The sequence below is a fragment of the Aquamicrobium soli genome (assembly GCF_042646345.1).
GTDB classification, from domain to species: Bacteria; Pseudomonadota; Alphaproteobacteria; order Rhizobiales; family Rhizobiaceae; genus Mesorhizobium; species Mesorhizobium soli_A.
Window position 1 is genome coordinate 1 of record NZ_JBHRTK010000006.1, and the last position, 14,093, is coordinate 14,093.

Consider the following 14,093-nt stretch of genomic DNA (forward strand, 5'->3'; position numbering starts at 1 on the left):
GACAGCCTTGGCCTTGGTCTCGGCGCTGAACCGGCGCGGCCTGTCGGTGCAGTAGCGGCCGCAATAGCGCTGAGCCCCGGCCTTGAGGCCCGTCTTGCGAAGCTCCTCACTGTGGCAACGGGGACACTCCAATGGGCTTCTCCTCGGCAAACCGACCAAACAGCCGAAGAAGAATCCAAACTAAGTCTGATGTAAACACTGCCCCTTTTGAGGGGGAGAGGTGCCGAGCGAAGCGAGGTGGAGTGGGGGTCTGCCGCAGCATATTCAATTACCCTTCCTGGCTGGCCAAAAGGGAAACCAACATGAACGGCATAACCGGTTCTACGCATCCAGCAGCCCTTCCCGAAACACATGGGCAAGGATGGTGGCCAGCCGGGCGCCGCCGACCGGGGCCATGTCCCTGGTTTCCTGATGCGACAGTTCCGCCCCGGTCATGCCGGCGGCTAGATTGGTGATGACGGAGCAGGCAGCCACCTTCAGGCCGAGGAAGCGGGCGAGGATCACCTCGGGCACGGTCGACATGCCGACCGCATCGGCCCCGAAGACGCGCGCCATGCGGATTTCGGCCGGCGTTTCGAAGGACGGCCCGGAAAACCACATGTACACGCCTTTGTGCAGCACGGTGTCGGTCGCCTTCGCCGCCCGTTCGATGGCGGCGCGCAGGCCGGGGTCATAGGCTTGCGTCAGCCCGACGAAACGGCCATCGCTCGCCTCGCCGATCAGCGGATTGGTGCCGGAAAAGTTGATGTGGTCGGTGACCAGCATCACCGAGCCCGGCAGCATTTCGGGAAGCAGCGATCCGGCGGCGTTGGTGACGATCAGCCTGGTCACGCCGATGCCGGCAAGTGTCTCCAGCACCGGACGCATGGCCGCCGCCTCGCCCCGCTCGTAGTAGTGGGCGCGCCCCGCCAGCATCAGCACAGGCCGCCCGCCGAGGCGGCCGGCCACGACCTCGCCGGCATGGCCGCTGACACCGCTTGCCGGGAAACCCGGCAGGTCGGCATAGGCAATGCGCACCGCATCCTCGACGCTGTCGACCAGCCCGCCAAGGCCGGAGCCCAGCACCAGCGCAACCGACGGCGCCAGCCCGTCCAGCCGCTTGACCAGGCTGTCGATCGCCTGCTTCATTTCAGGATCTCGCCCCGAAAACCGTAAGGCAGCATGTCGGCCATGGTGACGGTTTCGACCACGCCGGTTTCGTCGCACAGATAAAGCTTCGTCTCAGGCCCGCAGAACTCCGCCAGCCGCTGGCGGCAGCCGCCGCAGGGCGTGCAACGGGCCATGCGCTCGGCAACGACGGCGATTTCGGCGATGCGGCCGCCGCCGCCCATGACATAGTGGCCGAGCGCGGTCGTCTCGGCGCACCAGCCCTCAGGGAACGAGGCGACCTCGATGTTGGCGCCGGAAAATACCCGGCCGTCCTCGGTCCGCAGCGCCGCCCCTACCGGGAACTTCGAATAGGGCGCATGGGCCTTGGCCATGGCGGCCTTCGCGGCAAGGTAGAGGTCATGCGACATGGAATCCGCCATGCTCACCGCTCCTTCACATAGGGCACGCCGCCTGCCTTGGGCGGGATCGCCTTGCCGATGAAACCGGCAAGCAGCACCACCGTCAACACATAGGGCAGCGCCTGCATGAACTGCACCGGCACCTTGCCGACCAGCGGCAGCGGCGTGCCTTGCAGGCGGATCGACAGGGCGTCGAGGAAGCCGAACAACAGGCAGGCGAACATGGCGTTGACCGGCTTCCACTTGGCGAAGATCAAGGCCGCCAGCGCGATATAGCCCTTGCCGGCGGTCATGTCCTTCACGAAGCCGCCGTTCTGCGCCATCGACAGATAGGCACCCGCGATGCCGGTCAGCACGCCGGTGCAGATCAGCGCCCGGTAGCGAAGCCAGGTGACGGAAATGCCGGCCGTATCGACCGCCGCCGGGTTTTCTCCCACCGCGCGCAGGCGCAGGCCGAAGCGGGTCCGGTAGAGTACCCACCAGGTTACCGGCACCATGGCGAAGGCGAGATAGACCAGCACTGAGTGGCCGGACAAAAGCCCCGAATAGAGCGAGCCGAGCACCGGAACGTCCCTGACCGCATCGGCGCCCGGCAGGGTAATCGAGGAAAACCGCTCGCCTGCCCCCAGCGCCGGCGTGCGCCCGCCTTGCTGGAACCAGGCCTGGCCGAGGATAATGGTGGAACCGGCGGCGATGAAGTTGATGGCGACGCCGGAGACGATCTGGTTGCCGCGATGCGTGATCGAGGCGAAGCCGTGCACCAGCGCAAACCCGACCGAGATCAGGATCGCCATGCCGATGCCGATCAGCGCGGACTGGAACACGGCGGCCGCCGCCGCCCCGGCAAAGGCGCCGGCCAGCATCTTGCCCTCCAGCCCGATGTCGAAAATGCCGGAGCGCTCCGAGTAGAGACCCGCCAGGCAGGCGAGAAGCAGCGGCACCGAAAGCCGGATGGTAGAGTTGAGGACCTGCAGGGAGGCGTCGAAGATATCCATCTCAGCCGTCCTTTGCCGCAGCCGCGATGCCGACCGAGCGCGGGCTGAACACGGCGAACAGCGCCTGCACCTGCGGCCGCAGCATGTGTTCCAGCGCACCCGCGAACAGGATCACCAACCCCTGGATGATGACGATCATGTCGCGCGAGATCGCCGGCATCTCGAAGGCGAGTTCCGCGCCGCCCTGATAGAGCATGCCGAACAGGATCGCCGCCAGCACGATGCCGACCGGATGCGAGCGGCCCATCAGCGCCACCGCGATGCCGACGAAGCCCGCCCCGCCGACGAAGTCGATGGCGACGTTGTGCTGGTCGCCCATGGTCGGGTTGAGCGCCATCATGCCGGCGAAGGCGCCGGAAATCATCATGGTCAGGATGATGATGCGGGTTTCCGAAATACCGGCATAGCGGGCGGCCTTCGGCGAAAAGCCGTAGGTGCGCATTTCGTAGCCGAAGCGCGTGCGCCACACCAGCACCCACATGAAGAACGCCATGGCGAGCGCCAGCAGGAAGGACACGTTGAAGGGCGCGGAACGCACCCTGCCCCCGAACAGCTCGATCAGCCAGTTGAGCTTGGGCAGTTGCCCGCCTTCGAGGAACAGCCGGGTCTGGGGCGCCTGCGAAGCCAGCGGCTTCAGCGGCCCGACCAGCAGGTAGACCATGATCGAGGCGGCGATGAAGTTGAACATGATGGTGGTGATGACGATGTGCGAACCGCGCCGCGCCTGCAGATAGGCAGGAATCAGCGCCCACATCGCGCCGACGCCGGCCGAGGCGAGGATGGCGAGCGGGAACGTCAGCCACCATGGCAGAACGCTATCGAAGGCAAGGCAGGTGAGCGCAACCCCGAGCCCGCCCATATAGGCCTGCCCCTCGGTGCCGATGTTGAACAGGCCGCAATGCACCGCGACCGCCACCGACAGGCCGGTGAAGATGAAGGTCGTGGCGTAATAGAGCGTATAGGCGATGCCCTGCCCGCGCCCGAACGCCCCCTCGATCAGGATGGCGGCGGCGCGGAACGGGCTTTCGCCGACCAGGAGCACGACGAGGCCGGCGACGAAGAAGGCAACCACGAGGTTGAGCAGCGGGATCAGCCCGTAATCGGCCCATGCGGGCAGCTTGGCATAGGGGGTGCTCATTCGGCCGCCTGCCTCCGCTCGACGCCGGCCATCAGCAGGCCGAGTTCGCCCTCGCTCGCCTCCGGTCCCCTTTCGCCGACGATGCGGCCCTCGAACATCACCAGGATGCGGTCCGACAGGGAACGGATCTCGTCCAGCTCGACCGAAACCACCACCACCGCCTTGCCGGCGTCGCGCATGGCGATCAGTCGCTTGTGGATGAACTCGATGGCCCCGACGTCGACGCCGCGCGTCGGCTGGCCGACGACGAGCACGCCCGGATCCTGTTCCATCTCGCGCGACAGAACGATCTTCTGCTGGTTGCCGCCGGAAAAATTGGCGGTCTTCAGCCGGCAGTCGGGCGGGCGGATATCGTATTTCTCGATCTTCTCCTGCGCCGCGTCGCGGATGGCATCGATGTCGAGGAACACGCCCTTGGCGTAGCGCTCGTGGTCGTGATAGCCGAGGATCGAGTTCTCGTTTTCCTCGAAGGCCAGCACCAGCCCGACATGGTGGCGGTCCTCCGGCACATGCGCCAGCCCGCGCTCGCGCAGTTCGCCGGGATCGGCGGCCCCGGTCACGTCGATCGGCCTGCCATCGAGCATCACGCTGCCCGAAACGGCGCTGCGGATGCCGGCGATCGCCTCGATCAACTCGGACTGGCCGTTGCCGGCCACGCCCGCGATGCCGACGATTTCGCCGGCGCGCACCTCGAAGGAGACCTGATCGACCATGGTGACGCCACGCCCGTCCCTGACCGTCAGGTCGCTGACGGCGAGCTTGACCGCGCCGGGTCGCGCCTCGCCCTTCTCGACGCGCAAAAGCACGCGCCGCCCGACCATCAGCTCCGCCAGTTCCTCCACCGTGGTCTTCGCCGTCTCGCGGGTGGCCACCATGGTGCCCTGCCGCATCACCGATACCGTGTCGGTGATCGCCATGATCTCGCGCAGCTTGTGCGTGATCAGCACCACCGTCTTTCCCTGCTCCTTGAGCTGTCGCAGGATGCGGAACAGGTGGTCGGCCTCGGCCGGCGTCAGCACCCCGGTCGGCTCGTCGAGGATGAGGATTTCGGCGCCGCGATAGAGCGCCTTGAGGATTTCGACCCGCTGTTGCAGGCCGACCGGCAGTTCCTCGATCAGCGCGTCGGGATCGACCTGCAAGCCGTATTCGCGCTCCAGGCGCACCAGTTCCGAGCGCGCCCGAGCGATGCTTTTCTTCAGCAGCGGATCGTTCTCCGCGCCCAGAATGACATTTTCCAGCACGGTGAAATTGTCGACCAGCATGAAATGCTGATGCACCATGCCGATGCCGGCGGCGATGGCTTCGTTGGAAGCCCGGATCGCCCTTGCCTGCCCGTTGACGCGGATTTCGCCGCTGTCGGCCTGGTAGAAGCCGTAGAGGATCGACATCAGCGTCGATTTTCCGGCACCGTTCTCGCCGACGATGCCGTGGATGCTGCCGCGCGCGACCTCGAGGTTGATGTCGCGATTGGCATGGACGGCACCGAAGCTCTTGTTGATGCCGATCAGCTCGATCGCGGCCTCAGCCATGCAACGCTTCCCATTCTTTTATCTTTGCTAGCATGGTGCCCGCGCGCTGCCAATCGGCCTCGCGCCGGCCGGCGGGCGGCTGCGAGCGGCACGCTTGCCAATTTCGCGCGAGGCTGAAATCATTGGCCGCAAAGCTGCCGCAGTACGGCAGGCAAGCCCCCGGCAGCAAATGGAGAATACCCGATGGCGATCGATCCCGATCGAGTAACGACGCTGGAAATGCGCGTGGCGGAACAGGAAAAGGTCATCGACGAACTTTCCGGCCAACTCGCCGAGCAATGGAAGGTGATCGACCGTCTCCAGCACAAGCTGGACGCGCTGACCGAGCGCTTCCTGCTGCTGGAGGAACAGGCGGCTCCGGAAATCCCGGTGACCAAGCCGCCGCACTGGTAGGTGGCAGCAGCGTCGGCGCACCCGCTCCGGTGGGCAGGCTAGGACAGGCGGCGCGAAATCAGCATTGCCGGCTCGCCGCCGTCGTCAAAGGTCTCGACCGCGCGCCAGCCGAGCAGCGCATAGAACCGCCGGGCCTCCCACGTATAAAGGTAAAGCCTTTCGATCCCGTGCGCGCCTGCATGGGCCTCTACCGCCTTCACCAAGACGGACCCTATCCCGCGCTGCCGCGCCTGCGGCGCCACCACCAGCCCGGCGAGCCAGGGGCCAACGTCATGCCGGGCATCCAGCTCGTCTCGCACCAATAGGACCGACCCCGCCAGTTCGTCACCCATGCAGGCAACCAGGGAAACCTGGAAACCGCCGGCTTCGGCGACAAGCCCGCGCAAGCCGGCCATATCCTGTTCGAGGGTGCGGTCGCTGCCGGAAAAGAACGCGGCCATCCGCAACCGCGCTGCCGGCTCGACATCATCTCCGGTCATGGGTTCGACGGTGACGGTCATCCACCCTCCTTACGAAAATCGCCGGGACAAGCCCGGCGATCCTTAGGAAACAGCAAAGTTCCCGGTCAATAGGGGCACTTATTGTCCGTGTTGTAGTCGTGCACCTGGATCTTGCCGGAGATGATGTCTTCCTTGGCCTTGTCGGCCGCGGCCTTCATCTCGGGCGTGACCAGGTCCTTGTTGTTCTCGTCCATGGCGTAGTCGACGCCGCCCTCCTTGAGGCCGAGATCGTTGAGGCCACCCTTGAAGGTGCCGTTCTTGCCATCCATGAAGGCGCTGTAGACGGCCACGTCGACGCGCTTCAGCATCGAGGTCAGCACATGGCCCGGCTGCAGGCCGTTCTGGTTAGAATCGACGCCGATGCCGAGCTTGCCGGTGTCCGCCGCCGCCTGCAGCACGCCGACGCCGGTGCCGCCTGCCGCCGCATAGATGACGTCGGCGCCCTGGTCGATCTGCGTCTTGGCGATCTCGCCGCCCTTGGCCGGGTCGTTCCACGCCGCCGGCGTGTCGCCGGTCATGTTCTGGATGACCTCGGTCGCGCCCGCCGCCTTGGCGCCGCCGACATAGCCGCATTCGAAATTGCGGATGAGCGGCACGTCCATGCCACCGATGAAGCCGACCTTCTTGGTCTTGGAGGCCATCGCCGCCAGCACGCCGACGATATAGGAACCTTCATTGTCCTTGAACTTGAGCGAGCGCACATTGGGCAGGTCGACCTGGTCGTCGATGATGGCGAAGTTCAGTTCCGGATATTCGGCCGCCACCTTCTGCAGCGATTCGACCCAGGAAAAACCGGCCATGACGATCGGGTTGCGGCCGTCTTCGGCAAAGCGGCGCAGGGCCTGCTCGCGCTGCGAGGCGTTCGACACCTCGAACTCGACATAGGCGACGCCCGTTTCGGCCTTGAATTTCTCGGCGCCGTTATAGGCGGCCTCGTTGAAGGACTTGTCGAACTTGCCGCCGAGATCATAAAGCAGCGCGGGCTGTATATCCGCGGCGAAGGCCGGAAGCGACATTGCAGTCGCGGCCAGAAGGCCAAGCACAATACGTTTCATAAAATCCACCCTGTCGGTTCGTCTCATCGTAGCGTTGCCCGCCGCCCGGTCGGCCGGCGCGGCCGTCAGCACAAGCTCCTCCGCTTGAAGCCGAGGGCAATCTGGCATGGCCTGCCGCAAAATTCACCCGGAATCTTGAGCCGCCCGAACCCGCCTCAGGCCCGGGCCGAATCGGGAAACACGACACCGGTGCCCGTCAGGCCGGCGCCGCCGCTCCTGTTCCTGGCAAGATACTGCTGATGATCGGCCTCGGCGAAATAGAACGGCGCCTCCGGCACGATCTCGGTCGTGATGGCACCAAGCCCCGCGCCATGCAGCGCGGCCTGGTAGGCGTCCCGCGAGGCAAGCGTCACCCGGTTCTGCCCGGCGTCGCGCGGATAGATCCCCGACCGGTACAAGGTGCCGAGATCGCTGCCCTGGCGCATGCCCTGCGTCGGGTCATGCGCTTCCCAGAAGAGTTTCAGCAACTCGGGCAGGGAAACGATCGCCGGGTCGAAGACGACGAGCACGGCCTGCGCATGTCCGGTAAGGCCGGTTCCGACCTCCTGATAGGTCGGATTGGGCGTCGTGCCGCCGCAAAAGCCGGCCGCGGTCACCCACACGCCCTCCAGCGGCCAGAACAGGCGCTCGGCCGCATGGAAATCGCCCATGGCGAAGACCATGCTTTCCGCCCCCTCGGGATACGGCCCCTTCAGCGGGCGCTTGGAGACGTGATGGCGCGCGGCGGTGCGAAGCGGCTTGCCGCGCCCCGGCAGGGCCTCCTCCGGCCTGGGCAAATGCAGCTTCTTGTTGAGCATGTCCGCGAGAAAAAACATCGGTGCTTGTCCGGCCCGTCACGACGCCGGCGGGAAGCGCGGGTCGCGCGGCCTGCGCCGGTAGCCGATCGCGTAAAGCAACAGCGCCAGTCCCGCAAAGACGGCAAAACCCGGAAGCTCGAGCACATGCGCGATGGCCATGTCCCAGGCCGCGGGGCCGATCTTCTCCCGCACGAAGGCCTCGAATGCGGCCAGCGTATCCGGCGAGACGGAAAGCCAGCTTGCCTTCAAGGGCGTCATCACCAGCGCCGAGGCCGCCACGGTGCGGGTCGTGTCCAGCACCGCCATGATGACGGCGACCGACAGGGCGACCATGGCGGCAAGCCGGAAAAGGAAGCGGAGCATGCGGACCCTTCAGCGGTTCTCTTTACGCATCACTGATAGGACGCGGCCGCCTGCCGCGCAATGACCGTGCGAAAGCCGCCGCACGAAACGGCCCTGCCCTCACGCCCATTCGGACAAAGCCGGCGAGATCGCCAAAAAGCAATGCCTTATGGCTTGGCATTCGGCTCCGGATCGACTAGATGAGCCCCGCATCCCATGCTTTGTCGGCTTGGATGCGCGAGGATGCCGCTGGTCGGTGGCAACCGGGGCGTGGAAAACACCACGCCTGCTTTGCAAGGACATGGCGCATGTCCCGACCCGCGCGGCGAAACCGGCCGCGACGTTGCGCCAAGGACGGAGAGGTGGCCGAGTGGTTGAAGGCGCACGCCTGGAAAGTGTGTATACGGGGAACCGTATCGCGGGTTCGAATCCCGCTCTCTCCGCCAGTTAACCCTTTGAAACCATTCTCTATTGCCAGTTTCACCGCCCGAAACGGCGCGGAACTGCGGGTTTTCGGGCCAAAGCTGTTGACTACGCTGCTTGGCCAAAACGCCGATTTCGTTCTCTCTCGGCCGACATTCTCCAAACCTCCTGACTGCGCGGATTTGGTACGGAGTTTCAAGCCACTGTAAATGCAGAGCTATTTTCTTCGAAATGGCCGTACTTTTGTGCGGCAGAGCGGTGGGAGATAGAATCTCGGATCGAACTTTTTGGGTAACTTTCATCGGCTGCCCATCGCCCTCGGGCAGAAAGACACGCAGGCCCTTGAGGCTTGCGGTCGGCGGTTCGGCACCGAATAGTCGATGCAGATGGTGCGGACGTAGACGGGCATTCAGGCCGCCGCCTTGAAACGTTCGAATCGCAAGGCAAGCCGATCACGGTCGGGTTGGTCCTTGTCACGGTTTGGCAGATAGATCGTGCCACCGTTAAGTCGCTTCAGCGCCTCAAGCATCGGGCCGTCGTTTTGGCCGAGAAGTCGTTCGGACACGTGCAGCCTATAATCTGGGTCGATGCCAATCAGATGCGCGTCGAACGCGGCATGATGAATCTTGGAGAGTGGGATGCCGTTAGGCACAGTTGGCTGGCCAAACCGCTCGTCCTTGTCGGCAACGATATGGGCGGCATCCAGCAAGAGCGGTTCAGGCAAACCGGACAAAGCGCAGCGGCCATTGTAGGCGGTAATAACAGCTTCGCGGAACGACGCCTGATGCAGCCGCTGCTTAACTGCACGCAGCGCGTAGCGCCGTTCCAATACAGTCTCGGGAGGCGAGAACGCCTCTTGGTCAGGCATCCCGAAAGCAACACGCGCTTTCAACGCAGTGGCGTCCCAGCCCGATACGAAGGCAGGAACAATCGATTGATAACGGCCGGGTGCTATTCCGAGGAAGTAGATAATCGGAATCCCGTTCTCGAACGCCTCACGGAGCCACCGATTGTCGGCTGCATCCGGGTTCTGGCCCATGAAGGCGTAGTCGATCGCTTCATCGCCCTCGAAAATCTGCCGATGCACCTCGCGTTGGTCGTCGTACCAGACCTTGCCGCCCGGCTTGGGGAAAACGGTCTTGATCGAAAGCAAGAAACGCATTTGTTGCGGTTTGAAGATACCGCGCTGCGGATTGATGAGGGGAATGCGCTCGCCATTGAACTCAAAACCCGGCCTCAACTCGTTCGCGGTCAGGTGGTCGTGGACTTCGCTGAGCCTTCGCACGTGCTCGAAAGCTGCCAGGCGCATCGAAGTGTCGTGAGCGTCATCGTGCATCACGCAATCACCCTCGAAACGCGTGTTCATTGTGCCAGCGCAGCGCCTCGGGATCAGGGCGCCGCAATATGTCCTCCGGCGCGAAGATCGGCTTCCCGTGCAGTTCGTAGTAGTGCCGCCCGTTATCGAACTCCTCCTTGATGCGGCGGCTCACTTCGAAGCGAAGATCGGGCGCAACGGTGACATAGCCCGCATCGAACAGACTATGGATATCGCGCCGAAGCAGGAGTCCGTTTCGGGCCTCGTGTTCACCGCCGTCGCCGTAGGGCCGGATATGGGCGGCCTCGAGCGCCGGCAGGGTCCGCTCACCTGTGATAGCGCAGCGGCGATTGTAGATGTCCGTCACCAGCACCCGGAATGCGCCTTGCCCAAGGCGCGGTCTGATGAGCTGCGGCTCACCGAACCGTGCCTGTGCTTCGCCCCTGCCGGAGGGACTTGGCCGATTCAGCCGGTCGTTCACCGCCTCCCAAAGCGCGATCCCGTCCGCATCGCCGGTATTATAGGTCTTGAAGGAAACGATGTTCGGCGCCCAGCTCGCCGGAACGGAAATCCAGTCGGCCTCGGCGAAGAAGAATGGTTGCGTGAGGATACGGCAGCCGATCTCGAAATCGCTCCGATCGGCCGGATCGGCCCGTCTGTAACGCGCAATCCGGGCGCGCATTTCTTGGGCCGATCGCGCGCCGTTCGCTTCGCGGAATGCCTCCCAGGCCAGCGAGCACGGCAGGGCGTTAGCATAGGCGAAGATGCCGCCGCCGACGATCACGTTGCGCGGCGCGTGGAGCTTGAACAGGAACAGTTCGCCCGGTTGCAGCGCACGAAAGTTGGCGGCGGAGGGCGCCCAGAAATTGACCTCGCCAAGGTTCGGCTGCTGTCGCAGCATGTCGAACCAGTCGCCATCCGTGACGGCGATGACGAGGTTGATCCCCATCTATTCCGCTGCCTCTAGTTCGCGATCATCGGCCGGTGCTAGCGCTTCGGCGAGTAGCGCGTCGAGCAAACGGTGGCGGTTGGCGGCGGTAGCGGTGAGGCTCGCCTCCAGCCGATCGCACATCGCCATCAGCTCATCGACCTTGGTGACGATGCGATGTTGTTCGGCAAGCGGTGGGAGGGGAAACCGAATTTCTTTGAGGTTCGAAGCGCTAATTCCCCAATTGCCAACCGTAGTGGCGCACGCGGCCTCGATCTCGGCTCGAACAAGGTCCGTGTCGCCGGCAAGTCTCAAGAACTCGGCTGTGGCGAGTTCGGGCGAAATGCGAACGCGGATCAGTTTGTCGGGATAGATCGGCTGGAGGCCGAGATAATCCTTAAAGATCGTGAGCCTCCCGACGAACGATTTGTTGCCGTTAAATCGGCATGCGAGAAGATCGCCAGGCCTCAATCCGTATTGAATGCGCGAATTGGGGTCGATGCCACTGATTAGTTTATGCTCCTCCTCGGCGACAACGCCGTCGCGCCGAACAGTGCCAGCGCTGATCCTTAGGATGGGGATTCCGTTCAGTGCTTCATCCGGTTTGCGCGAATAACCGTTTCGGGTGTCTTCCGCCAACAGATTGACCAAGCGCGTGTAGAGCCACGTTGAGGGAATGGCCTCGGGCCTCTCGTCGCAGTCTACTGTTTTCAAGTTCACCGGTTCGTCCTTTGCATCCTGCGGGACGAGCTTGCCGCGAACAGCGAGATTGAGGATGGTCTGGCGCAGGGTCTTGATCTGGTCGGGGCGCGTGGTCAGCGCGGGCAGGATTTCGAGGGCGAAGCGGGCGTCGGCCTGGAAGGTTTCGGGGTCGGGCGCGTTGAGGCGGGCGAGGCTCGCCGCCGCCAGCCGGTCGCGCGTCGCCTCGCGGTCCGCCCGCGCCGACTCCAGACGGTCGCATAGGCTCATCAACTCATCGACCTTGGCGACGATGCGGTGCTGCTCGGCAAGCGGTGGGAGGGGAAAGGGAGCGACGATTGCATCGGGTGTCCGAAGGCGCGGCATTTTGGTGCCGCGTCCCGATCGCTCGACATAGGCCACGAAATCGGGCCGACGAAATGCGAGGGCGCAATATTCCGGGCACAGCCGCAGGAAAGGGCGGATCGCGACAATCTCTGTTGTCGAATAGCCAGGCTCATCGGCGACCACCACCTTGTTCAGATAGGGGCGCAGTTTGCCGTAAAGAATGTCACCGGGTTTAAATTCGGATTTCGTGCTTTGCGAGTCACGATCGCTGACACGCAGCCGTTCGACAATCCTCGACGTGTCTTTCTCGATGTCTTCAAGTTCCAAAAGCCATCGCGATTGATCCAACTCCTTCGGGTCGCGCTTTGTCCCGGCATCGTAGTCGAAGATGTCGCCGACACGCACCAAAGCCCAAGGCCTCGGTAATGCGTAAAGCGCTTCCGCATCTGTGATCGGGTGAAGCGTTGGCGGCTTCCTGACCTCCCCCGCCTTCACCAGCCGCGCCTTCTCGGCGGCAATCCGCTTCAGCAATTCCGACGCCGGTTCGTCGTTCGGGTCTTGCGGCACGAGTTTGCCGCGCACGGCCAGATCGAGGATGAAGCGGCGCAGGCGGGCGATCGCGTCCGGCGCGTCGGCGATCTGCTCATAGTGCTGCAACAGGCGTTTGGCAGTCATCGGGTCGGCGTTCATCGCAGCAGCGCCTCGGCGAGGATCGCCTTCAACTGCTCGCGCAAGCCCGCCGTCTCGACGTCGGCGCGAGCGAGGTCGGTGAGCAGCGTCTCCGGGTCGCCGTGATCCTCCTCCACTGTGTGGGGGTTCTTGAAGTCGAGATTGTAGGCGCGCGCCTTAACCTCCTCGGCGGTGACGCACCACGCCTGCGGGGTCTCCTCACGTCCCTGGCGCTCCTTGCCGCCCCACCAGTCGATACAGCCTTGGAAATGCTCCAGCCGGATTGGCCTGGTCATCGAATAGGCTTTCTGGCCCTCCGGCACCCGGTGCTCGTAGAACCAGATGTCTTGTGTCGGCGTGCCCTTCTCGAAAAACAGCAGATTGGTGCCGATCGAGGCATAGGGCTTGAACACCGAATTGGGCAGGCGGACGATGGTGTGGAGGTTGCATTCCTCCATCAGGTGTTCCTTCAACCGCGTCTTGACGCCCTCGCCGAACAGCGTGCCATCGGGGAGCACCACAGCGGCGCGGCCGTCCTTCTTGAGCAGCCGCACGATCAGCGCCAGGAACAGGTCGGCGGTTTCCTTGGTGCGGAAATGTGCAGGAAAGTTGCTTTCGATGCCGTCTTCCTCGCGCCCTCCAAAGGGCGGATTGGTGACGACGATATCGACGCGCTGGTCCTTGCCCCACGAAATCAGCGGCCGGGCCAGCGTGTTATCGTGACGCACGAAGGATGGGTCTTCAATGCCATGCAGCAGCATGTTGGTGACGCACAACATGTGCGGAAGCTGCTTTTTCTCAACCGCGCGCAGGCTGCCTTCCATTTTCTCGCGCTGTTGTGGCGTGCGGACGTATTTCTTCTCCATGTGGCGGATGGCGCAGGTGAGAAAGCCGCCGGTGCCGCAGGCGGGATCGAAGAGTGTTTCGCCCGGGCGCGGGTCGATGCGATCGACCATGAAGGCGGTGACAGCGCGCGGCGTGTAATATTCGCCAGCATTGCCGGCTGATTGCAGGTCGTTGAGCAACTGCTCGTAGAATTCACCAAAGTGCCGCCGCTCGTCGAGATTGTTGAAATCGACCTCATCGATCTTGTTGATCACCTGCCGCAGCAACTGGCCGGATTTCATGTAATTGTAGGCGTCCTCGAACACGTCGCGCACGACGCGGCGGCGATCACCCGGTTTGCCGGTGAGTTTTAGATCCTTGAGCGCGAGGAACAGCTCATCATTGACGAAATCGAGAAGTGCCTGGCCGGTGATGCCCTCCGGGTCCGCCGCCCAGTTGCGCCACTGGAATTTTTCTGGGATCGGCGATTGGTAGCCGTCTTTTGTCAGTTCGAGTTCCTGATCTTGGTCGTCGATGATCTTGAGGAAGAAGAGCCAGGTAAGCTGGCTGATGCGCTGAGCATCGCCATCGACGCCCACGTCCTGGCGCATGATGTCCTGAATGGATTTGACAGTGGTGCGGACGATCAT

Annotated in this window: 14 protein-coding genes and 1 tRNA gene; 2 read left to right on the forward strand and 13 right to left on the reverse strand. The window is 63.7% G+C overall.

What is annotated here, in order from left to right; all coding sequences use genetic code 11:
- Positions 1–321 precede the first annotated feature (321 nt).
- Genes ACFOHJ_RS05190 through ACFOHJ_RS05210 form a run of 5 tightly spaced genes read right to left on the reverse strand, consistent with a single transcriptional unit; the run spans position 322 to position 5,170 of the window.
- Positions 322–1,128, reverse strand: a complete 807-nt coding sequence (locus ACFOHJ_RS05190; RefSeq protein ID WP_378219218.1) for a purine-nucleoside phosphorylase — start codon at positions 1,126–1,128, stop codon at positions 322–324.
- Positions 1,125–1,517, reverse strand: a complete 393-nt coding sequence (gene cdd / locus ACFOHJ_RS05195) for a cytidine deaminase (protein ID WP_378219598.1) — start codon at positions 1,515–1,517, stop codon at positions 1,125–1,127. Before cdd ends, ACFOHJ_RS05190 begins: the two co-directional genes overlap by 4 nt.
- 14 nt (positions 1,518–1,531) lie before the next feature.
- The gene (locus tag ACFOHJ_RS05200) at positions 1,532–2,503 is read right to left on the reverse strand and encodes an ABC transporter permease (protein WP_378219220.1); all 972 of its coding nucleotides are present in this window, start codon (positions 2,501–2,503) and stop codon (positions 1,532–1,534) included.
- A 1-nt stretch (position 2,504) separates the two neighbouring features.
- Positions 2,505–3,641, reverse strand: a complete 1,137-nt coding sequence (locus ACFOHJ_RS05205) for an ABC transporter permease (protein ID WP_378219222.1) — start codon at positions 3,639–3,641, stop codon at positions 2,505–2,507.
- The gene (locus ACFOHJ_RS05210; RefSeq protein ID WP_378219224.1) at positions 3,638–5,170 is read right to left on the reverse strand and encodes an ABC transporter ATP-binding protein; all 1,533 of its coding nucleotides are present in this window, start codon (positions 5,168–5,170) and stop codon (positions 3,638–3,640) included. The genes ACFOHJ_RS05205 and ACFOHJ_RS05210 overlap by 4 nt, the downstream gene beginning before the upstream one ends.
- A 183-nt stretch (positions 5,171–5,353) precedes the next feature.
- On the opposite strand from ACFOHJ_RS05210, the gene ACFOHJ_RS05215 reads away from it, so the two are divergent.
- Positions 5,354–5,563, forward strand: coding sequence for a SlyX family protein (locus ACFOHJ_RS05215; protein WP_378219226.1), 210 nt, complete (start codon positions 5,354–5,356; stop codon positions 5,561–5,563).
- Positions 5,564–5,601: 38 nt separating this feature from the next.
- Here ACFOHJ_RS05215 and ACFOHJ_RS05220 read toward each other — a convergent pair whose 3' ends face one another.
- The 4 genes from ACFOHJ_RS05220 to ACFOHJ_RS05235 form a co-directional block, all read right to left on the reverse strand.
- Positions 5,602–6,063, reverse strand: a complete 462-nt coding sequence (locus ACFOHJ_RS05220; protein ID WP_378219228.1) for a GNAT family N-acetyltransferase — start codon at positions 6,061–6,063, stop codon at positions 5,602–5,604.
- A gap of 65 nt (positions 6,064–6,128) precedes the next feature.
- Positions 6,129–7,118 (reverse strand): BMP family lipoprotein, encoded by a 990-nt coding sequence (locus tag ACFOHJ_RS05225; protein ID WP_378219230.1) that lies wholly within the window; start codon positions 7,116–7,118, stop codon positions 6,129–6,131.
- Between the two features lie 155 nt (positions 7,119–7,273).
- Positions 7,274–7,933, reverse strand: coding sequence for a peptide-methionine (S)-S-oxide reductase MsrA (msrA, locus tag ACFOHJ_RS05230; RefSeq protein ID WP_378219232.1), 660 nt, complete (start codon positions 7,931–7,933; stop codon positions 7,274–7,276).
- Positions 7,934–7,951: 18 nt separating this feature from the next.
- Positions 7,952–8,278: a hypothetical protein gene (locus ACFOHJ_RS05235; protein WP_378219233.1), complete on the reverse strand. Its 327-nt coding sequence runs from the start codon at positions 8,276–8,278 to the stop codon at positions 7,952–7,954.
- 335 nt (positions 8,279–8,613) lie between these two features.
- Between ACFOHJ_RS05235 and ACFOHJ_RS05240 the strand changes: the two genes are divergently transcribed.
- Positions 8,614–8,703: transfer RNA gene (locus ACFOHJ_RS05240), tRNA-Ser, on the forward strand.
- A 386-nt stretch (positions 8,704–9,089) separates the two neighbouring features.
- Here the strand turns inward: ACFOHJ_RS05240 and ACFOHJ_RS05245 are convergent.
- The 4 genes from ACFOHJ_RS05245 to ACFOHJ_RS05260 are packed head-to-tail and all read right to left on the reverse strand — an operon-like array spanning position 9,090 to position 14,093.
- Complete coding sequence (locus ACFOHJ_RS05245; protein ID WP_378219235.1) at positions 9,090–10,046, reverse strand: HNH endonuclease; 957 nt, start codon at positions 10,044–10,046, stop codon at positions 9,090–9,092.
- Complete coding sequence (locus ACFOHJ_RS05250; protein WP_378219237.1) at positions 10,024–10,944, reverse strand: HNH endonuclease; 921 nt, start codon at positions 10,942–10,944, stop codon at positions 10,024–10,026. The genes ACFOHJ_RS05245 and ACFOHJ_RS05250 overlap by 23 nt, the downstream gene beginning before the upstream one ends.
- Positions 10,945–12,624: a restriction endonuclease subunit S gene (locus ACFOHJ_RS05255; protein ID WP_378219600.1), complete on the reverse strand. Its 1,680-nt coding sequence runs from the start codon at positions 12,622–12,624 to the stop codon at positions 10,945–10,947.
- 11 nt (positions 12,625–12,635) lie between these two features.
- On the reverse strand, positions 12,636–14,093 hold the full coding sequence (locus tag ACFOHJ_RS05260) for a type I restriction-modification system subunit M (protein WP_378219239.1): 1,458 nt from the start codon (positions 14,091–14,093) through the stop codon (positions 12,636–12,638).